The 19,467-nt window shown below is 65.0% G+C and carries 21 protein-coding genes, 2 tRNA genes, 1 other RNA gene and 1 riboswitch; of the genes, 2 read left to right on the top strand and 22 right to left on the bottom strand.

Translation table 11 applies throughout. The annotated features are described in order from the left end of the window. Nucleotides 1–26: 26 nt before the first annotated feature. From ffs to tadA, 8 genes are all read right to left on the bottom strand, one after another. Nucleotides 27–290, bottom strand: an RNA gene (gene ffs, locus G454_RS20735) — signal recognition particle sRNA large type. A 60-nt stretch (nt 291–350) separates the two neighbouring features. Continuing rightward, nucleotides 351–445: transfer RNA gene (locus G454_RS0101260), tRNA-Ser, on the bottom strand. Between the two features lie 107 nt (nt 446–552). Further along, nucleotides 553–2,127 (bottom strand): B12-binding domain-containing radical SAM protein, encoded by a 1,575-nt coding sequence (locus tag G454_RS17190; protein ID WP_051275743.1) that lies wholly within the window; start codon nt 2,125–2,127, stop codon nt 553–555. A 60-nt stretch (nt 2,128–2,187) separates the two neighbouring features. After that, nucleotides 2,188–3,792, bottom strand: coding sequence for a DUF2284 domain-containing protein (locus G454_RS20155; RefSeq protein ID WP_169719293.1), 1,605 nt, complete (start codon nt 3,790–3,792; stop codon nt 2,188–2,190). Between the two features lie 53 nt (nt 3,793–3,845). Then, nucleotides 3,846–5,117, bottom strand: coding sequence for a B12 lower ligand biosynthesis ThiC-like protein BzaB (gene bzaB / locus G454_RS0101245; RefSeq protein ID WP_027717118.1), 1,272 nt, complete (start codon nt 5,115–5,117; stop codon nt 3,846–3,848). A gap of 4 nt (nt 5,118–5,121) precedes the next feature. Next, nucleotides 5,122–6,408: a phosphomethylpyrimidine synthase ThiC gene (thiC, locus tag G454_RS0101240; RefSeq protein WP_035106421.1), complete on the bottom strand. Its 1,287-nt coding sequence runs from the start codon at nt 6,406–6,408 to the stop codon at nt 5,122–5,124. Between the two features lie 87 nt (nt 6,409–6,495). Next, a riboswitch (cobalamin riboswitch) is annotated at nt 6,496–6,712 on the bottom strand. A gap of 5 nt (nt 6,713–6,717) precedes the next feature. Next, a tRNA-Ser gene (locus tag G454_RS0101235) sits at nt 6,718–6,810 on the bottom strand. Nucleotides 6,811–6,814: 4 nt separating this feature from the next. Then, nucleotides 6,815–7,270 carry a tRNA adenosine(34) deaminase TadA gene (gene tadA / locus G454_RS0101230; protein ID WP_027717116.1) on the bottom strand — a complete coding sequence of 152 codons (456 nt, stop codon included), beginning with the start codon at nt 7,268–7,270 and terminating at the stop codon, nt 6,815–6,817. Nucleotides 7,271–7,392: 122 nt separating this feature from the next. Between tadA and G454_RS0101225 the strand changes: the two genes are divergently transcribed. Continuing rightward, nucleotides 7,393–8,187, top strand: a complete 795-nt coding sequence (locus tag G454_RS0101225) for an HD domain-containing protein (protein WP_027717115.1) — start codon at nt 7,393–7,395, stop codon at nt 8,185–8,187. Here the strand turns inward: G454_RS0101225 and dnaB are convergent. From dnaB to G454_RS0101165, 12 genes are all read right to left on the bottom strand, one after another. After that, entirely contained in the window at nt 8,182–9,513 is a 1,332-nt protein-coding gene (dnaB, locus tag G454_RS0101220; RefSeq protein ID WP_027717114.1) for a replicative DNA helicase, read from the bottom strand. The genes G454_RS0101225 and dnaB overlap by 6 nt on opposite strands. Before the next feature lie 29 nt (nt 9,514–9,542). Continuing rightward, on the bottom strand, nt 9,543–11,429 hold the full coding sequence (gene lonC, locus G454_RS0101215) for a Lon family ATP-dependent protease (protein WP_027717113.1): 1,887 nt from the start codon (nt 11,427–11,429) through the stop codon (nt 9,543–9,545). Between the two features lie 7 nt (nt 11,430–11,436). Then, nucleotides 11,437–11,907, bottom strand: a complete 471-nt coding sequence (gene rplI / locus G454_RS0101210) for a 50S ribosomal protein L9 (protein ID WP_027717112.1) — start codon at nt 11,905–11,907, stop codon at nt 11,437–11,439. A 7-nt stretch (nt 11,908–11,914) separates the two neighbouring features. After that, nucleotides 11,915–12,232, bottom strand: a complete 318-nt coding sequence (locus G454_RS0101205) for a MazG-like family protein (protein ID WP_027717111.1) — start codon at nt 12,230–12,232, stop codon at nt 11,915–11,917. A gap of 141 nt (nt 12,233–12,373) precedes the next feature. Further along, a complete protein-coding gene (gene rpsR, locus G454_RS0101200) occupies nt 12,374–12,607 on the bottom strand; it encodes a 30S ribosomal protein S18 (RefSeq protein WP_027717110.1) in 234 nt (77 codons plus the stop codon). A 38-nt stretch (nt 12,608–12,645) separates the two neighbouring features. Continuing rightward, nucleotides 12,646–13,068: a single-stranded DNA-binding protein gene (locus G454_RS0101195; protein ID WP_027717109.1), complete on the bottom strand. Its 423-nt coding sequence runs from the start codon at nt 13,066–13,068 to the stop codon at nt 12,646–12,648. Between the two features lie 28 nt (nt 13,069–13,096). Continuing rightward, entirely contained in the window at nt 13,097–13,384 is a 288-nt protein-coding gene (rpsF, locus tag G454_RS0101190) for a 30S ribosomal protein S6 (RefSeq protein ID WP_027717108.1), read from the bottom strand. Between the two features lie 211 nt (nt 13,385–13,595). Then, the gene (locus G454_RS0101185; RefSeq protein ID WP_027717107.1) at nt 13,596–13,811 is read right to left on the bottom strand and encodes a DUF951 domain-containing protein; all 216 of its coding nucleotides are present in this window, start codon (nt 13,809–13,811) and stop codon (nt 13,596–13,598) included. A gap of 6 nt (nt 13,812–13,817) precedes the next feature. Then, complete coding sequence (locus tag G454_RS0101180; RefSeq protein WP_027717106.1) at nt 13,818–14,687, bottom strand: mechanosensitive ion channel family protein; 870 nt, start codon at nt 14,685–14,687, stop codon at nt 13,818–13,820. A 19-nt stretch (nt 14,688–14,706) separates the two neighbouring features. Next, nucleotides 14,707–16,080 carry an aminopeptidase gene (locus G454_RS0101175; RefSeq protein WP_027717105.1) on the bottom strand — a complete coding sequence of 458 codons (1,374 nt, stop codon included), beginning with the start codon at nt 16,078–16,080 and terminating at the stop codon, nt 14,707–14,709. 26 nt (nt 16,081–16,106) lie between these two features. Continuing rightward, entirely contained in the window at nt 16,107–16,643 is a 537-nt protein-coding gene (locus G454_RS0101170) for a CvpA family protein (protein ID WP_027717104.1), read from the bottom strand. 79 nt (nt 16,644–16,722) lie between these two features. Then, the gene (locus G454_RS0101165) at nt 16,723–17,790 is read right to left on the bottom strand and encodes a YkvI family membrane protein (RefSeq protein ID WP_027717103.1); all 1,068 of its coding nucleotides are present in this window, start codon (nt 17,788–17,790) and stop codon (nt 16,723–16,725) included. Nucleotides 17,791–17,919: 129 nt separating this feature from the next. On the opposite strand from G454_RS0101165, the gene yyaC reads away from it, so the two are divergent. After that, nucleotides 17,920–18,516, top strand: coding sequence for a spore protease YyaC (gene yyaC / locus G454_RS0101160; RefSeq protein ID WP_245574266.1), 597 nt, complete (start codon nt 17,920–17,922; stop codon nt 18,514–18,516). 19 nt (nt 18,517–18,535) lie between these two features. On the opposite strand, the gene G454_RS0101155 is transcribed toward yyaC, so the two are convergent. Together G454_RS0101155 and G454_RS0101150 are read right to left on the bottom strand one after the other, a co-directional pair. Continuing rightward, a complete protein-coding gene (locus G454_RS0101155; RefSeq protein WP_035106381.1) occupies nt 18,536–18,772 on the bottom strand; it encodes a YkuS family protein in 237 nt (78 codons plus the stop codon). Between the two features lie 34 nt (nt 18,773–18,806). Then, the gene (locus G454_RS0101150) at nt 18,807–19,463 is read right to left on the bottom strand and encodes a phosphoribosyltransferase (protein ID WP_245574265.1); all 657 of its coding nucleotides are present in this window, start codon (nt 19,461–19,463) and stop codon (nt 18,807–18,809) included. Nucleotides 19,464–19,467: the final 4 nt, after the last annotated feature.

The raw sequence follows: 19,467 nt of genomic DNA, 5'->3' as shown, positions 1-19,467 counted from the left end.
GAGGCGGTCCTCGAAAAATATAAAGGCCGTGCACCTGTCGTTGAATATGACTTCCGGGCGTTACTCCTGCAGGTAACTCGGGCCAGGCGCCCCTGCGGCACCCGGAGGTTCTCCCTTAGTGCTGCTTCCGCCAGGACCTGACACGGTTCGGGAGTCTCCGCTGCGCAGGACCCGGCCTTCACCGCCCCTTACAGGAGCCGGTCCCCACAAGCCATACCCGCGGACAGGAATTCGACCCCGCTATAGCGGATTGCGGGTACAGGGCACCGCTACCTCCCCGTCTAGCACGGCCAAATTTATGACCAGGTAAGGAAGGCCGCAAGAAGGATCTTGCGGCCGGCGGGATAAAGTGGCGGAGAGAGTGGGATTCGAACCCACGAGGCGAGGTTTTGCCCCGCCTACTCGCTCTCCAGGCGAGCGCCTTCAACCACTCAGCCATCTCTCCGCACGCCCGATCATATTATAGCTCTAAAGTGCCCAGAACTCAAGGGGGTGGTTTTCGCGGCTCCCGGGTGCAAAAGGCCGGGACCGCCCTCTGCCCCGGGGATGGGGCTACCGGCAGGAGGCAATCCGCTCTACCTCCCGGCACCCGGCGGCAACAAATTCCGGCACGGTGTGCAAGTGTAATTCCCCTCTTTCCGCCGCTTCCAGGAGGTGCGCCAAAAAGTCCTGCAGGAAGGCATTAAGCCGGCGGAAAACTTCCTCGCGCCCGGCACGAGGGCCGTCTTTTAGGGACCCTGCGCCGGGAGCGGCCCCGCTTGCCCCCTCCTTGCGGCCCATCTCCAGATCCTCGCCCCCGGTTACATCCAGTACCCACCGGGCCACGACTCCCATCACCCGGGCCACCGCCTCCGCCCGCAGGTCGGCAATCAGGTACCTTCCCTCGTAGCCGGTAAAGCCCGCCGGCTCCAAAGCGCCCCGGGCAGAAAGCTCGTCATAGGCCGGTGTCCCCCGCAGGACCACCTGGCGGTGGAAGAAGAGGTGGGCCGTAGTGGAGGGGCGGTCCAGCAGTCCCATGCGCTTTAAAAACTCCAGGTTCTCCTGTACCTCCTCCAGGGTGGTGCCCGGGTCGAAATTGATGAAGCCAAGGGAAAGGTTCAGGCCCAGGCGGCGCAAGGTCTCTATGGCCCTTTCGTTTTGGGCCACGGTGGTACCCTTGCGGAAGCGGTCCAGGGCCGCCTGCACCCCGCTTTCCACGCCCAAGAAGACGTCCCGCAGGCCGACTTCCGCCAAGGAGGAAAAGACCTCCTCATCCACGTCGGAGGCCCTGCATTCCAGGCCAAAGACCAGGGGAAAGGGCAGCTTCTTTAAGAGGCGGGCCATCTCCAAGGCCCGTCGGCGGCCCTTTACTCCAGGGCCGAAAAAATTGGCGTCGGCAAAGTAGAAACTGGGGTTGCCCGTTTCAGCGTATACCCTTTCCACCTCAGCCGCAATGTTGGCCGGGCTGCGACCCCGCCAGGTCATCCTCGGCCCGTAAAAGCGGTTTAAATAACAGAAGCTGCAGCGCCCGAAGCAGCCCCGGCTGCCGAGGATGTAGTTATGCATGTGGCGCCGGGCGGCCAGCGCAGGGTCGGGGCGCAGCGGAAAGGGGAGGGCATCCAAATCCTTTACCGGCGGTCGCCACGGGTTTCTCACCGGCACACCGTGCCGCCTAAAGGCCAGCCCGACAATGTCCTGCCAGGCGGCGTGCCGCCGGCCGGCGAGGCTCCTGGCCAGCTCCACAAGGGTAATTTCTGGCTCGCCCAGGACTACCGCATCGACAAAGGGAAACCGGCACAGGAGTTCCCCGGCGGCAAAGGTGGGGTAGTGGCCGTACAGGGCCAGGAAAATGCCGGGCTTACCTTCCTTCACCGCGCGCAGCATTTCCATGACTTCCGCGGTGCGGTCCCAGAGGAACTTGAGGTGCACGCCCAGGAGAACAAAATCCTCGGTCAGCAAGCGCTCCCCGGTCTCGGCAATGCTCCACCCGGCCAAGTCGGCATCTAAAATGGTCACCTCAAAACCGGCCTGCCGGAGGCAGGCCCCCGCGTAACCGGTGAGCAGGCAGGCCGAGAGGGGAGCATTAACCACCAGGTCGCGGGTAAAATGGTCGGTCAAAAGGGGCGGGTTGAGGAGCACCACCCGCACGGCACCTTCACCTCCCGGTAAAACCGTTAGCTCAAAAGGCTGCGAGCGTTCCGGTGGGTCCTACTCCACCAGCAGCAGCCCCACGCGGGGGCAGGTGTTTCTAAAGTCCTCTTGCGGCGCCAGCACAAGGCCGTTGTTGGCGGCGGTCCGGAAAACATCTATTCCGCAGGCCTCCATGGAAGGCCGGGCCTCCCCGGGGCGGCGGCAGGGGCCCGGGACGTTGCATGGGGCACAGAGCCCGCACGGGCCCGCCCCAAGGCCGAAGGCCCTATAATAGCCGGCCCTAAAGGCCCGGCGTTCGAGCCGGGCGGCCAGGTAGCGCACCTGCCAGGATTCTTCGGCCCAAAAGAGCAGGCCCCGGCGGTAGCAGCGCAGCACGGCGGCGGTTTCCTCAGGCCGGGGGCTAAAGGGGGGACAGGTGAGGCTCCGGCCGTAATACGGGCACCCGTACTGGCACTTCCAGCGCACCCAGGGAGCCACCGCCACCGTGGCCGTGTCAACGGCCTTGACCCCCAGAGCCCCGGCCTCCCGGGCCAACCGGCAGAGCTCTTCCAGGAGTTCGGGAAGGGGCAAGGGCCGCGCGCCCACGCAAAGGTCCTCTTCACCCTCCCCGCCACCATCTCCCGGCTTCTCACCCACCAGCAGTACGCTGCCGGGGGTAAAGGGGTGATGCCGGATTTCCCGAAAGCCGGCAGACTCCAGCCAGGATTCCATCTCCTTTGCGCCGTACACTCGACCGGTAACGGTACCCACCAGCATGTTCAAGTCAAAAAGGGCGGCCTCCGGGGCGGGGTTTTCCGTCAACACGTAGTCGTGCACCGCAATTTGACCGCCGGGGCGCAGGGCGCGCCAGACCCGGCGCACCAGATTTTCGTTGGTGGCGGGATCGTAGATGTGCACCACGTTGGAGAGGAGCACCAGGTCGTAGAGGCCCTCGCCGAGGTCGTCCATGGTAAAGTCCCCGGCCAGAAGCTCTACGCGCTCCGCCACGCCATAACCCCGCAGGATCTCGCCGGCCAGCTCCAGCACGGGGGGCAGATCCATAAGCACGGCCCTGGCCCGGGGCTGCCTTTTTAACAGGGCCGCCGTATACACTCCCGGCCCGCCGCCGAGATCCAGGAAACGCCGGCAGCGGCACAGATCCAGCGCGGCGGCCAGGCGCCCCGCCTTTAACGCGGCGTAGTCCCGCATGGCCAGAATGTAGTCCCGCAGGCGCTCCCGGTACTCGGACTTTTCCACGGCCTCAAAGCCGGTGGGGCACCCGCAGCGCACGGCCTCGCCCAGCCGGGACCACCCCTCGGCCAGGTTGGCAAAATGGCGCACGGCATGACCCAGATAGGTTTCTCTACCCCTCACCAGGTGGCGGTCGGCGGCGGGGGAGTTGCGGTAGCCCTCTCCCGCCTTTTCCACCAGGCCCAGGGCGGTCAGGGCGCGCAGCAGCCGCGCGGTGGCCTCCGGGTGGGTCCCCAGGGCAGCGGCCACCTGGGAGGGGGTTAGCCCAACGGGGCCCTGCGCGCACCCCCCGGGGCCTGCCGCACCGCGCGCCAGCGCGTCAAAAATCCCCAGTTCCACCGCCGCAAATAGCGCCCACGCCGCCCAGTGCCCGCGGCAAATGTCCAGGATGGCTTCGGCACCGCCGCCACCCGTGCAATTACCGACCCCCAACAAACCGCACCACCTCCTGCCGGTGCTCAATCTGCCCTTTTCCGGCCCGCCTTTTACCGCCCGAAATAATCCGCCACCAGCCGCAAGGCGCACACATCGCAGGCGCGGCAGAGGCCGTCGCCCTTGCCTTCGAGGTGGCGGCGCACCGCGGCAGGGTCCAGCGCCAGGTCGGCCACCGCGGCGACGTCCAGGCGGGCGCGGGCGCGGGCCATTTCCAGGTCCCACTCCCAGGCCCCTCTTACGCCCTTGGCTAAATCGGCGGCGTGGGCGGCAATGCGGGCGGCCACCACCCCCAGGCGCACGTCCTCTTCCGTGGGCAGGCCCAGGTGCTCCGCGGGCGTGACGTAGCAGATGAAGTCCGCTCCGGCAGCCCCGGCTAGGGCCCCGCCAATGGCCGCGGTAATGTGGTCGTAACCCGGAGCCACGTCGGTGGCCAGGGTGCCCAGCACGAAGTAAGGGGCCTGGTGGCACAGGCGCTTCTGCAGGAGAATGGTGGTCTCCACATGGTGAATGGGCACGTGCCCCGGACCCTCCACCATTACCTGCACCCCTTTTTGCCGCGCCCGCAGCACCAGCTCGCCGGCCACCAGCAGGCCCTGGACCTGCGCCCCGTCCAGGGAGTCGGCAATGCACCCGGGACGGATGGCATCGCCCAGGCTCAAGACCACGTCGTACTCCCGTAAAATTTCCAACACGCGGTCGAAATGCTCGTAGAGGGGGTTTTCCCGGCGGTTGTGTAGCATCCAGCCGGTGAGGAAGGCGCCGCCCCGACTGACGATGTCCGTTACGCGGCCGGTCTTTTTGAGCCGCTCCAAGACACCGAAATTTAAGGCACAGTGGATGGCCATGAAGTCGACGCCGTCGGCGGCCTGCTTCTCGATGGCCGCAAACATATCCTCCGGCGTCATGGCCACGATGCTCCCCCGCCGCTTTTGCGCCTCCACCGCCGCCTGGTAAATGGGCACGGTCCCGACGGGGACGGCGGCCCTTTCCAGGCTCAGCCGCCGCATGGCATCAATGTCTCCGCCCGTGGAGAGGTCCATGATGGCGTCGGCCCCGGCGCTTACGGCGGTCTCTATCTTGCGGGCCTCCATTTCCGGGTCGTCCCGGTCGTCAGAGGTACCGACGAGGGCGTTGACCTTGGTGCGCAGCCCCCGGCCAATGCCGCAGGTCTTAATGCCGTGCCGCCGCCTGTTTCGCGGGATGACGATGGTTCCCTCGGCCACCCCGGCGCGCACGAACTCCGGTTCCATCCCTTCACGGCGGGCCACCTCTTCCATTTCCGGCGTCAACAGCCCCTTCCTTGCCGCCTCCAGCTGCGTCATGGCCCTAGCACACCCCCTGTTCCCTGCCGAGGTATTCCCCGACCACCTTCATGGCGCAGTACCTGCCGCACATGGCACAGGTGTCCCGCGAGCCGCGGCTGCGCTCTCGGCGCATTTTCCCGGCCTGCTGCGGGTCCAGCGCCATTGCTATTTGCCTTTCCCAGTCCAGGGCCTTGCGCGCCCGCGATATGGCCAGGTCCCAGCGGGCCGCTCGGGGGTCCCTGGCCACGTCGGCAGCGTGGGCGGCAATGCGGGCGGCCACCACTCCCTCCCGCACCTGGCACACATCGGGCAGGCCCAGATGCTCCGCCGCCGTGACGTAGCAGATGAACTCCGCACCGGCCCACGCCGCCAGGGCCCCGCCGATGGCCGCGGTAATGTGGTCGTAACCCGGAGCCACGTCCGTGACCACGGGGCCGAAGACAAAGTAAGGCGCGCCGCGGCAGAGTTCCTTGCCCAGCTGCACGGTAGCCCGCAGGTGGTGCAGGGGCACGTGGCCCGGCCCCTTGACCATTACCTGGACCTTTGCCTGCCTGGCACGGGCCACCAGCTCACCCAGGACGACCAGCTCCTGCACCTGCGCGGCATCTAGGGAGTCGGCCAGGCAGCCGGGGCGCCAGCCGTCGGCCAGGCTCAAGACTACATCGTAGCGCCGACAGATGTCCAGGACGCGGTCGAAATGTTCGTAGAGGGGGTTCTCCTTGCGGTGGTAAATCATCCAGCCCATCAGGTGGCTGCCCCCGTGGCTGACCAGGTAGTCCACGCGGCGCTGCTTCTTGGCCGCCTCCATGGTCTGCCAGGTGGTGGCGCAGTGCAGGGCCAGAAAATCCACTCCGTCTGCCGCCTGGCGCTCGATGACCTCGAAAAGCTCCTCCACCTCCATCCTAACCGCCGCGCCGCGTTTTTCCCTGGCCTCTGCCAGGGCCTGGTAGGCCGGCAGCGTGCCCACCGGCACGGGCGCAGCCGCCAGGATGGCCCGCCGGGCGCCGTCCATGTCGCCGGCCACGGAAAGATCCATGAGGGCGTCGGTGCCGGCCTCCAGGGCGGCGCGCACCTTGGCCAGCTCGCCTTCCACGGAATCCCCCTCTTTGGCCAGACCCACGCTGGCGCTCACCTTGACGCGCAGCCCCGCCCCCACGCCCAAGGGCGCGGCGCTCCCGTGCCGGGGATTGTGAAGGATGACGATGGTGCCCTCGGCCACTCCCCGGCGGACGAACTCCGCCTCAACCCCTTCTTTTTGCGCCACCTGCTTCATTTCCGGCGTGATTTCCCCGGCCTGGGCCCTCTCCATCAACGTAGGCACGAACACCCACCTCCGCTTAAAAAATTAAGTCCCCAGCCAAGCAGAAAACTGGCTGGGGACTTTGCCATCATCCCCCGCGGCGCCTTCCGGCGGGCAGGTCTCCTGGCTCGCGGCTCATCGCCCTTTTTGCCCGGCCTTCCCGGGCCGGTGCCCAGTGGCCCAAGCAAGGCTCCCCGCATACAGTGGCGGGTCCGCGCCGTTTGCAGGCGGGCCTGCACTTCGGCAGGCGACGCCCGCCCGGACTTCCCTATTCTCCCCCGGCAACGGGGGCACCCGCCGGACTTGTTTTTTAAAATGTGGCGGAGAGAGTGGGATTCGAACCCACGAGGCAGCTTTTGGCTGCCTACTCGATTTCGAGTCGAGCGCCTTCATCCACTCGGCCATCTCTCCGCGCCTAATCCCTTTGCCTCAGCTCCTGAAAGAAGCGGCGCATTATTTGGGCGCACTCCTCGGCCAGGACCCCGGAGATTACCTCCACGCGGTGGTTGAAGCGGGGGTCCCTCACTAGGTCCAGGAGGGAGTCCACCGCCCCGGCCTTCGGGTCGCGGGCGCCGTACACCAGGGTGCCCACGCGGAACTGCACGATGGCCCCGGCGCACATGGGGCAGGGCTCAATGGTGCTGTAAAGGACCGCCTCGTTTAAGCGCCAGTCGCCGAGCCTTCTGGCCGCCTCCCGCATGGCCAGGATCTCCGCGTGGGCGGTGCTGTCCACAAGGGTTTCCCGCAAGTTGTGCCCCCGCCCGATGACCTCACCCTTTAAGACCACCACCGCCCCTACGGGCACCTCGCCCCGCCCGTAGGCTTTCTGCGCTTCCTCCAGCGCCAGGCGCATGAAGTGTTCGTGGTCCAAATACGGCCCCTCCCCAAAGCCCGGACAAGAATTATTTTAGCACAGCGCCGGGTGGGGAGCAATAAGCAACGGCGGCCGGAACTTTTGCTGGTATAATTTTAGCGGGAGAGGAGTGATGCCCTTTGCATGTCCGGCAACTGGAACTCTTGCGGGAGTGGTTTAAAGAATACGCGAGGGGGTTTTACAGCCCCGACCCCCAGATACAGGAAGCCATTTCGTACAAGGAAAAGCATACCCGGCAGGTCTGCGAGAAAATCGTGCGCCTCGGCCGGTCCCTGGGGTTGGAGGAAGGCGACCTGCTCCTGGCCGAAGCCGTGGCCCTCCTGCACGACGTGGGGCGTTTTGTGCAGCTGGCCCGCTATCGCACCTTCAACGACCGCCGCTCGGAAAACCACGCGCTCCTGGGTGTGCGCGAGCTGGAGGCGTCCGGCGTGCTCCGTCCCCTCGAGGAAGAAGAACGCCGCCTGCTCAAGGAGGCCATTGAATACCATTCCCTTCCCGAGCTACCGGATGGCCTGCCGGAGCGCACCGCGCTTTTTGCCAGGCTCATCAGGGACGCGGACAAGCTAGACATCCTGGAGAATTTCACCGCCGCCCTGGAAAAGGAGAGGTCTGCCCTCAACCCCCTCCTCTACGGGGGGCTTGACGGCAGCCCGGACTATTCGCCGGCCCTTCTGGAAAGCCTCCTCCAGGGCAGGTGCTGCCGCTACGACCAGCTGCGCACCTTTAACGACAGAAAGCTGCTCATGCTCTCCTGGCTCTTTGACATCAACTTCAAGCACACCATGGAGGAAATTGCCCGCCGGCAAATCGTGGAGAAGATCGTGCAAACGCTCCCGCAGGGAGAAGAAATCCGCCAGCTTTACCGGCACCTGAAGGGGTACATGGAGCGCTTCCTGGCCGGGCGGGGCTCATAAATCCGGCTCTTCCTTGGCCAGGTTCATGAAGCGGGTGAACTCCTTGATGAAGGCCAGCTCCACCAGCCCGGTGGGGCCGTTTCTCTGCTTGGCCACAATGATTTCGGCAATACCCCTTTTTTCCGTATCGGGACGGTAGTATTCGTCCCTGTAGATGAACATGACCACGTCGGCGTCCTGCTCCAGGGCACCGCTTTCCCTCAAGTCGGCCAATGACGGCTTTTTTTCCGCCCGCTGCTCCACCTGGCGGCTGAGCTGGGCCAGGGCCAGCACGGGGACGTTTAAGTCCTTGGCGATGCCTTTTAAAGAGCGGGAAATCTCGGCAATCTCCTGCTGGCGGTTCTCCGCGCGCCGGTTGGCCTGCATGAGCTGGAGGTAGTCGATGACTATTAAGCCCAGCCCGGCCTCCTGCTGCAGGCGGCGGGCCTTGGCGCGCAGCTCGCGCGGGGAAAGCACCGGCGTGTCGTCGATGAACAGAGGCGCCTTGGCCAGCCGGGTGGCGGCCTTGGTCAGGCGGCTCCAGTCCTCCTCCGTAAGGTAGCCGCTGCGCACCTTCTGCTGGTCCACCATGGCCTCGGCGCACAGCATGCGCTGAACCAGCTGCAGGCGGGACATCTCCAGACTGAAAATGGCCACCGGGATGCGGTACTGGAGGGCCACCTGGTGGGCGATGGTCAGCCCCAGGCTGGTCTTGCCCATGGCCGGCCTCCCGGCAATGATGATCAGGTCGCCGGGCTGCAGGCCGCAGAGGAGCTTATCCAGGTCGGTAAAGCCTGTGGCCACGCCGCTTATCCTGCCGCGGTTTCTGTAGCGCTCCTCAATGTAGCGCAAAATCTCCTCCAGGATCTCCCGGATGGAGGCCAGCACGCCCGCGCTCTTCCGGGCCGTGAGCTCCAGGATCATCCTCTCCGCCTCGTCCATGAGGCGGTCGACCTGGTAGGCTTCCTCGTAGCCCAGGCCGGCAATCCTCTCGGCCACCTCAATGAGGGCGCGCAGGATGGCCTTTTCCTCTACGATGCGGGCGTAGTGCTCCACGTTGGCCGCCGTGGGCACCAGGTTGGCCAGGGAGGCCACGTAGGTGGCGCCGCCCACGCGCTCCAGCAGCTTCTTTTCCCGCAGGTAGTTGGTGACGGTGAGGAGGTCCACCGGCTGGCCGGCCTCGTCCAAGGCCAGGATGGCCTCGTAAATCCTGCGGTGGGCGTCTAAGTAAAAATCGTCGGGCTTGAGCACCCGGGCCACCCGTGAAAGGGCCTCGCGGTCGATGAAAAGGGCGCCGAGCACGGCCTGCTCGGCATCTATGTTTTGCGGCGGAACTTTTTCCTCCATCGCGAAAAGCCTCACCCGCCAGTTACCGGTTAGTTAAATACCAGGTCCATCAGCTCCTCCACCGTGGCCACGGGGACCACCTCCAGGCCGCACAGGCCGGCGGGAACGTCGGCGGCGTTTTCCGCCGGCACAAACACCCGCCTCACGCCTGCCAGGCGGGCACCGTAAATTTTTTCCGCCACGCCGCCCACAGGCTTGATACGCCCGCGGATGGACAGCTCACCCGTCACCGCCACGTCCTGGGGCAAGGGCTTTTCTTTCAGGGCGCTGAAAACGGCCAAAAAAACCGCCGCACCCGCCGAAGGCCCGTCAACGCGCCCTCCCCCGACAACGTTGATGTGCACGTCGTAGTTGGCCAGGTCCTCGCCGGTTATCCTGCGGATCAGCGAGGCGGCGTTAAACACCGCGTCGCGGGCCATGCTGCCCGCGGCATCGTTAAAGCGCAGGGTGCCCTGGCCCCGGGTGCGGGACGGGAAGACCACCGCCTCGATTTCCAGAACCGTCCCTGTAAAGCCCATCACGCCCAGGCCGAAGATGCGGCCCACCTCATAATGGGGGCTGGCCCGCCGGGAGGCGCAAGGCGTCAGGCGGCTGGCCCGGATGACCTCGTAAACGTCTTCCAGGGTGATCTTCGCGCCCCTTGTCCTACCGCCGCGCATGAAGGCCAGGCCGAAGGCGTCGGCCAGGATGCCCACCGCCTTTCGCCCCTCCAGGGTGTAGCGGCTGATGACCTCCGGCACCCGGTCCTCTATGCGCACCCCCAGGCGTGCCGCCGCCTGCGCGACGATGACCTGAATGTCCTGGGGGGAAAGGGGATCGAAGAAGACCTCGGCGCAGCGGGAGCGTATGGCCGCATTTATCTCCTCAGGCTCCCGCGTGGTGGCCCCGATGAGGATGAAGTCCGCTGGCGCCCCCTCCTCAAAGAGCTTGCGCACGTACTTGGGCACCGTCGGGTCGTGGGGGTCATAATATGGGGAGTCAAAGTAGACCCTTTTATCCTCCAGCACCTTCAAAAGCTTGGTCTGCAGCAACGGGTCCATTTCCCCTATTTCGTCAATGAAGAGGATGCCCCCGTGGGCTTCGGTAACCAGCCCCAGCTTAGGCTCCGGAATGCCGCTTTCGGCCAGGTCCCGCCGGGCGCCCTGGTAAATGGGGTCGTGCACCGAGCCCAGCAGGGGGTTGGTTACCTCGCGGGGGTCCCAGCGTAGGGCGGCCCCGTTTACCTCCACAAAGGGGGCATCTTTGGCAAAGGGAGTGCCCCGCATCCTCTTGGCCGCCTCCAGGGCCAGGCGGGCGGCGGTGGTCTTGCCCACCCCCGGCGGCCCGTAGAGGATGACGTGCTGCGGGAAGGGCGAGGCCAGCTTGGCCAGGAGGGCCTTTACCGCCCTCTCCTGCCCCACCAGCTCCGCGAGGTCTTTCGGGCGTGCCAGCTCTATGGCCGAGCGGGAAAGCTTGCGCTGCTCCAGCTTCTCCAGGAGGGCCAGCTTCCGTAAGGTCTGGGCGTTTTCCGGCCCGCTCGCTTCTCTGAGCACGGAAATTTTAATTTCCCGGAGGTACTCCTCGTGTCGCCTGTGGAGCCTCTCGTTAATTTTCTTTTCCAGCTCGGCCTCCACCGCCCGCCGCGCCAGGGCATCGGCAATCCTCTCTTCCAGGTGCTCCAGGATGGCGGGTATTTCCTCCAGGGAGGGTTCCCGCTCCAAGGTGGGGTCTTCCAGGACGAGCCTTTGCAGGGCCAGCACCCTCTTGGCCAGGCCCGGTGAGCGCAACAGGTGCAGGGCGTTTAGCTTGCCGGCCCGCAGGGCCAGCTTCTCCGTGCCGTAGAGCTCGGCCACCAGCCCGTAGAGGGCGTTGATGCGCCGCCTGAGGTGCTCCGTTTCCCTGGCCCTGGCGCCGCTACCTTTCTTAACCGCCCTCATCTTGGCTTCAATTGCTCCTTTCGCCGCCCGCATCCTGCGCGACTACGGACACCTTGATGCGGGCCTGCACGGCGGGATGCAGCTTAATGGCCACCTGATAATCCCCGAGTTGCTTGATGGGGTCCTTGAGGAGGATTTTCTTCTTATCCACTTCCAGGCCGTGCTGGCCGGAAAGCGCCGCGGCAATGTCCTTGGTGCCCACGGCGCCAAAAAGCCTGCCCCCTTCCCCGGCCCGCACGGCAATGGTTAATTCCAGCCCGTCCAGCCTGGCGGCCAGCTCCCTGGCCCGGGCCTCCTCCTCCCGGCGCCTCCTGTCCTGGCTGGCCTTCAGCATTTCCAGCTCCTTTAGCCTCCCCGGCGTCGCCTCCACCGCCAGGCGCCGCGGCAGAAGGTAGTTCCTGGCGTAGCCGTCGCTGACCTCCACTACCGCCCCTTTAGGGCCCAGGTTCTTCACGTCTTCCAGCAAAATGACCTTCATCTCTCCCTCACCTTTTCCTTTCCGTGAGATGGGATAACAGGGCGGAAAGATCGCCGAACCAGCGCTCTACCTCATGGTCCTCCTCGATTCCCTGGCGCAGCTTGGACTCCAGCTTGAGGTCCATGCGCGTGTAGCCGATCCCCAACCGCCGCCCCAGCACGTAGCAAAGGATGATGATGCCGCTTAAGGCATCCAGGACGCGCTCCTCGCTCCCGCGCAGCATGGCCTTAAACAGGGCTGAAAGGGAAGCCAGCAGGTCTGCCTTTATCCACTCGATAACCCGGATGTTCTTGGCCATGCCGGTATCTTGCTGGACCCCAAACACGGGCCGCCCCCCTTTCTTGGCCGCGTCAAGGTTATTTCGTGACTCCCCCGCCCTTTTCCTGCTGTAATTTGCTGGCCCGCCTGGTATCCGGGGAGCGGGCAAAATTTTAAGGGGAACCTCTTCGGTTCCCCTTTGCAGGGCTCACTCCACAATGAAGGGCAGCAGGGCCATGATCCGCGCCCGCTTTATGGCCACCGTGAGCATGCGCTGGTGGCGGGCACAGTTCCCGGAAATGCGCCGCGGGATGATCTTGCCCCTCTCCGTGATGTACTTCTTCAGGCGCGGCACGTCCTTGTAATCAATGATGTCGATCTTATCCACACAGAAATTGCAGATGCGCTTTTTGCCCCGCCGGCCTCTTTCCTTCTTTGCCAACGGCGTCACTCCCCGTAAAAAGTATTTTCGGTTTTAAATTAAAACGGGATGTCGTCTTCCGTAAAGTTAATTTCCGTATAACCCGGGCCGTCCAAGTCAAGGGGCTCCCCGGCAACGGCTCCGGCAGCGGCCTGGGCTTCCCGCGGGCGGTCGAGGAAACGCACCGCCTCGGCCACCACCTCGGCGGCCCGGCGGCGGATGCCCTGGCTGTCCTCGTAAGAGCGCACGCGCAGTCGGCCTTCCACGGCCACCAGGCGCCCCTTGTTTAAATACTGCGCGCAGACCTCTGCCTGGCGCTGCCAAACCGCGATGTCGATGAAGTCGGTTTCCCTTTCCCCCTGCCGGTTGGCCAGGGGACGGTCCACGGCCAGGGTAAACCTGGCCACCGTGGAGCCGCCAGGCGTGTGCCTCAGCTCGGGCTGGTTAACCACGCGCCCGATGAGGATAACCCGGTTGAGCATTTTTTCACCGCCCCGCCGTTAATAAAAGCTAGGCCGCCATCTTGACGATGATGTGCCGCAGTACGTCCTCCGTGATCCTGAACACCCTGTCCAGCTCCTGGGCCACTTCCGGGGCGGCCTTGAACTGCATCACCACGTAAAAGCCTTCCCGCCGGTGGGCGATCTCGTAGGCCAGGCGGCGCTTGCCCCACTTCTCCAGCTTGGTAACCTCGCCGCCGTGGTTCTCCACCAGGTTCTTAAACTTATCCACCAGCTCGCCCACCGCTTCCTCGCTCAGCTCGGGCTTCAGGATGTACATGGTTTCATAGCTGCGCACCCAACGCACCTCCTCCCTTCGGCCTTATGGCCCTACCCTAAGGGGTAGAGCAGGGCAGGTCTTGCGTTCAGCTAGGTGATTATAGCACAGGAGGCGCGTTCCTGGCAAGGAGGCCGAGGGCGGCGGAGGGCGGTCCATTTTCCCCCTGATGCTTTCTCCCGGCGGCGCGCCGGGCGCGGCCCAAGGGGAGGCGCCACAGACGGCCCGCCGGCTAGCTTTCGCCGGGCTCTGGCCCTTCCTCCGGAGCCGCCTGCACGATGGCCCGCACGCTCTTTTCAAACTTGGGCCGGGGGAGCATGACCACCCGCCCGCAGGTGGTGCACTTTATGCGGAAGTCCACCCCGGTGCGCATGATCTCCCACGTGTCGCCCCCGCAGGGGTGGGGCTTGCGCGTGCGCACGATGTCTCCCACGCGGTACCTGACCAGCACGCCCTATCCCTCCCTGCCCACGGTTGTAATGACCACCCGCCGGGGATAGGGAATTTCAATGCCCTCCCGGTCAAAGGCCTCCTTAATGCGCCGCCGCAGCTCCCTCTCCACGTACCAGTGGTGGAGCGGCTTGGTGTAGGCCACGATCCTGATGACCACGTCGTGAGGGCCGAAGCCCTCCACGCCCAGCACCTTGGGGCCCTCCACGATGACCTCGGACAGCTCGCCGGAAGCCTCCTCGCACACTTTTTTCAGCACCCCCAGTACCCTCTCCAGGCTCTCCTCGTAGGCCACCCCCACCTCCACCAGGACCCGGGTGTTGCCCTTGCTGTAGTTGGTGACCATGGAAATCTGGCCGTTGGGGATGATGTGCAGCTGGCCGCCAAAATCGCGCAGCTTGGTTACCCGGAGGCCCATCTCCTCCACCGTACCGCTCACCCCTGCAGCGGTGATGTAGTCGCCCACCGCAAACTGATCTTCCAGGAGGATGAAAAAGCCGGTAATCACATCGCGCACCAGGCTCTGGGCCCCAAAGCCCACCGCCAGACCAACTATGCCCGCACCGGCCAGGATGGCCTCCACCTTCACGCCGCAAAGGCTGAGCGCGGTGACGATAATCATAAAGTAGGCGGTATAGTGCAGCCCGCTCTTTAAGAGGGTGCGCAGGGTGTTAACCCGCCGGTTCTCCCCTCCGCGGCGGGCAAAGAAGCGGTCTATGGCCGCATCGCCCAGGCGCAGCAAAAGCCACGCCAGGAGGATGACCACGACTACCTTCAGGCCCGCGGCCAGCACCGCCGTCCAGTTAACGGTTTCCCACTGGGCGCGCAGGAATTCTCCTGCCCTGGCCGTCCACTTTTCCCAGAAGCCTGCCAACCTGCCCCCACCGTCCCCGCTAATCTGCCTGCAAGAAGGCGCCGTACCCGCGGTAGGCCATGTAAACGTCCAGCTTGTGGGCCACCTCGAAGGGGGAATGCATGCCTAAAACGGGCACACCGCAGTCCAGCACGTCCATGCCGTGCATGGCCAGGAGGTAGGCAATGGTTCCCCCGCCGCCCTGGTCTACCTTGCCCAGCAGGCCGCTCTGCCAGATCACGCCGTGCTCCTCAAAGAGGCGGCGGACGAAGGCCACGTACTCGGCGTGGGCTTCGCTGGCCCCCTTCTTTCCGGCGGCGCCGGTGTACCTGGTCAGCACCACCCCGTGCCCCAGGCGGGCGGCGTTTATCTTATCCATGACCTCGGGGTAGCCGGGGTCCAGGCCGGCGTTCACGTCGGCGGAGAGGGCGCGGGAGGCGGCCAGGATGCGCCGCAGCGCAAGCTCCCCGCAGCCTGGCTGCGCCCGCGCGGCCAGCTCGGCCACAAAGTTGGTGAAAAACGCCGAGTACATGCCCGTGTTGCCCGTGCTGCCGATCTCCTCCTTATCCACCAGGAGCACCACCGCCGTCCGCCGCAGCGGCAGCGGGGCGTCAAGGAGGGCCCGCAGGGCGGCGTAGGCGCAAACCCGGTCGTCCTGCCCGTAGGCGCCGATCATGCTGCGGTCAAACCCCACGTCCCTGGCCGGCCAGGCCGGGACGGCCTCAATTTCCGCGCAGACCAGGTCCTCCTCCGCGAGCCCGTGCTCCTTCCGGAGGTAGTCTAAAACGGCCCGCTTGACCTTCTCCTTTGCCTCCCCCGATGCCGGCAGGCCCCCCACCAGGACGTTTAAGTCTTCTCCCTTGATGGCCTCGGACATCTTTTTCTCCATTTGCTCCCTGGCCAGGTGCGGCAGGAGGTCGGTGATGGTAAAAACGGGATCTCCTTCCTCTTCCCCGATGACCAGCCTGACGACCTGCCCGTCGCCCCGCACCGCCACGCCGTGCAGGGCCAGGGGAATCCCCACCCAGTGGTACTTCTTGATCCCCCCGTAGTATTGCGTCTTGAAAAGGGCCAGGCCGGCCTCCTCGTACAACGGTCTGGGCTTTAAGTCCAGGCGGGGGCTGTCGATGTGGGCGCCGATAACGTTGAGGCCCCTTTCCAGGGGCCCGCCGCCCACCACGGCCAGGGCCAGGCACTTGCCGCGCCACAGCTCGTAGACGCGGTCGCCCGGCTGCACGCGGCGGCATTCTTTTAAAGGCACAAAGCCCGCGTTTTGAGCCAGGGAAAGGGCCAGTTCCGCGCACTCCCTTTCCGTCTTGGCACAAGATATAAAGCGGCGGTAGTCCGCGCCGAAATCAAGGGCGGCTTTGCGCGTGCCCTCGTCAATCCTCTCCCAAGGCGCAGCAGGTTCCATTAACCGCCACTCCTTTTTCCTAAGTATTATACCCCCACGAGGCGCGCCAGCTTTTCTAGGAAGCCCACCCAGGGCAGCAAGAGGGGCACCAGCCGCGAACCTTCCAGGGCGCGCTCCAGTAAGGGCACGGGCAGCACTTTCTGCACGCCGAGGGAAAGCCACACCAGGATCGCCGCCTCCACGCCCCCGCGCAGCGCCCCGCACGCGAGGCCTAAAAGCCTGTCCAGGGGCCCCAGCAGCAGCAAGCCCGCCACCCTCGAGCCCAGGTGGCCCACCCAGCCGGCCAGGTTCCCCACCACCAGCACAATGAGGACAAAGGCCACCGCCTCCCAGAGAGGCGAGGCGAAGAGCCAGGAAGGCCCGGCGGGGCCCCGGGCCGCCGGCAGCGCCCCCTGAAAAAGGTGCGCCAGGTAACTTCCCAGGACACCCCGGTACTGGAGGGCCAGAAGCCAGCCTATGAGCAAGCCGCCCGTGCGGAAAATGCCGACAATAAAGCCGGCCTGGAGGCCGCGCCAGGCGGCAAAAAAGGCCGTAACGGTTAAAAGCCAGTCAAACCAGTTCAACGCTTCCCTCTCCCGGAGCGCAAAGAGCCGGTTTCCTAGATTTTTTCTGGGGCCTCCCGCAAAATTCCTCCCCCCAAATTCACTTTTTTGCCGCGCGCGCCAGGCGCAGGGGGGCGACGGCCAGGGCCGCGGTGAGGAGCAGGCCCGCGCAGCCAAAGAGCGGGTAGAGCAATTGCACCAGGCGGGAAAAGTCCGCTCTAGCCAGGGGGAGACAGGCGAGAACGGCCAGTACGCCGGCCCGGCGGTACGCCCTGCCGCCGCGGGGCGCCAGCCGGCTGGCCAGGCCGTGGGCATCGGCAATGGCCGTGGTGAGGATGGCCAGCCAGACAAGCACCCCCAGGCAGTGCTTCCAGACCTCCCCCAGGGACGCGGCCACCACCAGGAGCGGCACCTGCTGCCGCAAAACGCCGGGGAAGAAGGCCAGCTCCGCCAGCGCCACCAGGAAGACCGCGGCCCCCAGCGCGGCCCCGCCGGCGGCACCGCCCGCCACCCCGGCCCCCGGAGACACCCTCCCGCCCAGGGAGGAAAGTACCGCCACGGGAACCACCATGTTGTAAGAGACATAGAGGAGGCCGGACAGCGCCCAGTGACGGCAGGGGGGGTTGAGGGGGAAAGGCCCTCCCGTAAGGTCCGGCCACGCCCCGCAGCGCCACAGGGCCGCCAGGCAGACAAAGGCAATGAAGGCCACCTTCAGCGGCACCAGGAGGGCGTTGGCCAGGATAACCCCCTCCAGGCCGCCGAGAATGACCAGCGAGGTCACGGCGGCGGTAAAAATAACGCCGCAGGCCCCGGGTAAACCCAGCTGCTCGGTGGCCAGGGCCCCGCCGCCGGCCAGCATGACGGCAAGCCCGCCGAAGAGCATGAGCAGGTTCAGGTAGTCCATGAAACCGGCCAGCCGCCGCCCCAGGAGCCAGGGCAGGAGCTCCCCGTAGCTTGTGGTTCTATGCGCGCCGACGGAGAGCATGAGGGAAAAGCCCAGCAGGGCAAAAAGAAAGGTGACCAGGGCAGCTCCCCAGAGGCCCCGGTAGCCAAAGACCATGAAAAACTGCAGTATCTCCTGGCCGGAGGCAAAACCGGCGCCGATTACCGCCCCCACGTAGAGCACGGCCACCTGAAAGCTCTCTTTAACCCACCGCCCGCAAGGCACATCTATCCCCTCCCCTTATCATATGCTTTTTCTTCCAGGGCATGTCTGGAGAAAAAGGGGGAGAGGAATAAACCGTTGGCCTTGCGGCAATAAATATAGTAGTTGTTGGCAGATCAGGAGGAGATAAAAGTGATCAACAAGGTATGCGAGCTTTATAAGGCCGAAAAAACGAGGATTCACATAGACGACTCCCTGGCCGCCCAGAAGCTGGGGTACGATCTCTTCTACCGGCTGGAAAGGGCCGGAGCCCTGCAGGGAAGACCGCTGGTGCTTTTATGTATCGGCACCGACCGCTCCACGGGCGACTGCCTCGGTCCCCTGGTAGGGACCAAGCTTGCGGCCACCCCCCAGGAAACCTTCATCGTCCACGGCACCCTGGAGCACCCGGTGCATGCCACAAACCTGCAGGAAAAGCTGGCGGAGATCTACCGGGAGCACCGCGACCCCGTGCTTGTAGCCGTGGACGCCTCCCTGGGCTCACTGGAAAGCGTGGGGTACATAACCGTCGGCGACGGGGCCTTAAGACCCGGCGCCGGGGTGCATAAAAGCCTGCCCCCCGTGGGAGAGGTCCACGTCACCGGCATTGTCAACGTGGGCGGCTTCATGGAGTACATGGTCCTGCAAAATACCCGCCTCAACCTGGTCATGCGCATGGCCGAGGTGATTACCCAGGGCATCCTGCAGGCTGCCGCCCTGGTGGCCAAAAAAGAGGCCCGGGAAATGTAGCTCCCGGGCCCTCCCGTTTTTAAGCCAGCTCTTCAAGGCGCGCCAGCACCTCTTCCGGCGTCATGCCCGCAGCGTCTATGACCCGACCCCTGACGGCAATATCCTGCATGTTCATGACGTTGTTGTCCAGGCCCGTAAGCACGGTAGCCACCACCTCTTCGCCGCTCTGCGGGCTCACCACCTGGTAGCCCTTTCTCTCCAGGAGGTTCTTTACGCCCGTGAGCGAGTCTTCCACGGCCACTTTTTTCCTCTGCAACCGGAGCACCTCCACCAGACAGTTTCTCCGGGCATTATTTTGACCTCCGGAGGGCCTTTTTATTTTCCTCCAGCAAATCGATCACATCCCGGTCGGAGGTCTGGGAGAAGTCCCGGTAAAACTGGCCCACGGCGTAAAAATCGGCGGGTGAGGAGAGGACCACCAGCTGGTCAACCTCGCCTTTCAACCGCACGGCCGTTTCCCGCGGGGCCACCGGCACGGCCAGGATCAGCTTGCAGGGCGAAAACTTCTTTCTCACCCAGCGCAGGGCCGCCGTAATGGTATAGCCCGTGGCTATGCCATCGTCGACCACGATCACGCACCGCCCGTCGTAAGCGGGGTACTCCGTGCTCCCGCGGTAAAGCCTCATGCGCCTCTCGATTTCCGCTTCCTCCTCCTTGACCAGGGCAAAAACCTCCTCCTCCCCGATGCCCAGGGCGGCCATCAGGGGGCGGTTAAGGTACACCGTGCCGTCCTGGGTCACCGCTCCAATGGCCAATTCCGGGTTCTGCGGCGCCCCTATCTTGCGCGGGATGACCACATCCAGGGGAAAGCCAAGCTCCCGGGCCACTTCCGCGCCCACCACCACCCCACCCCGCGGCACGGCCAGCACCACGCCATCCCCCGGGCAGACGCCCTTCAGCTCCGCGGCCAGCCTTCTGCCGGCATCCACGCGGTCGGCAAAGATCACTGTT

It is taken from the genome of Desulfovirgula thermocuniculi DSM 16036 (assembly GCF_000429345.1).
GTDB classification, from domain to species: domain Bacteria; phylum Bacillota; class Desulfotomaculia; order Desulfotomaculales; family Desulfovirgulaceae; genus Desulfovirgula; species Desulfovirgula thermocuniculi.
Note: the sequence above shows the minus strand (reverse complement) of the source record. Positions and strands in the feature narration are given on the sequence as shown.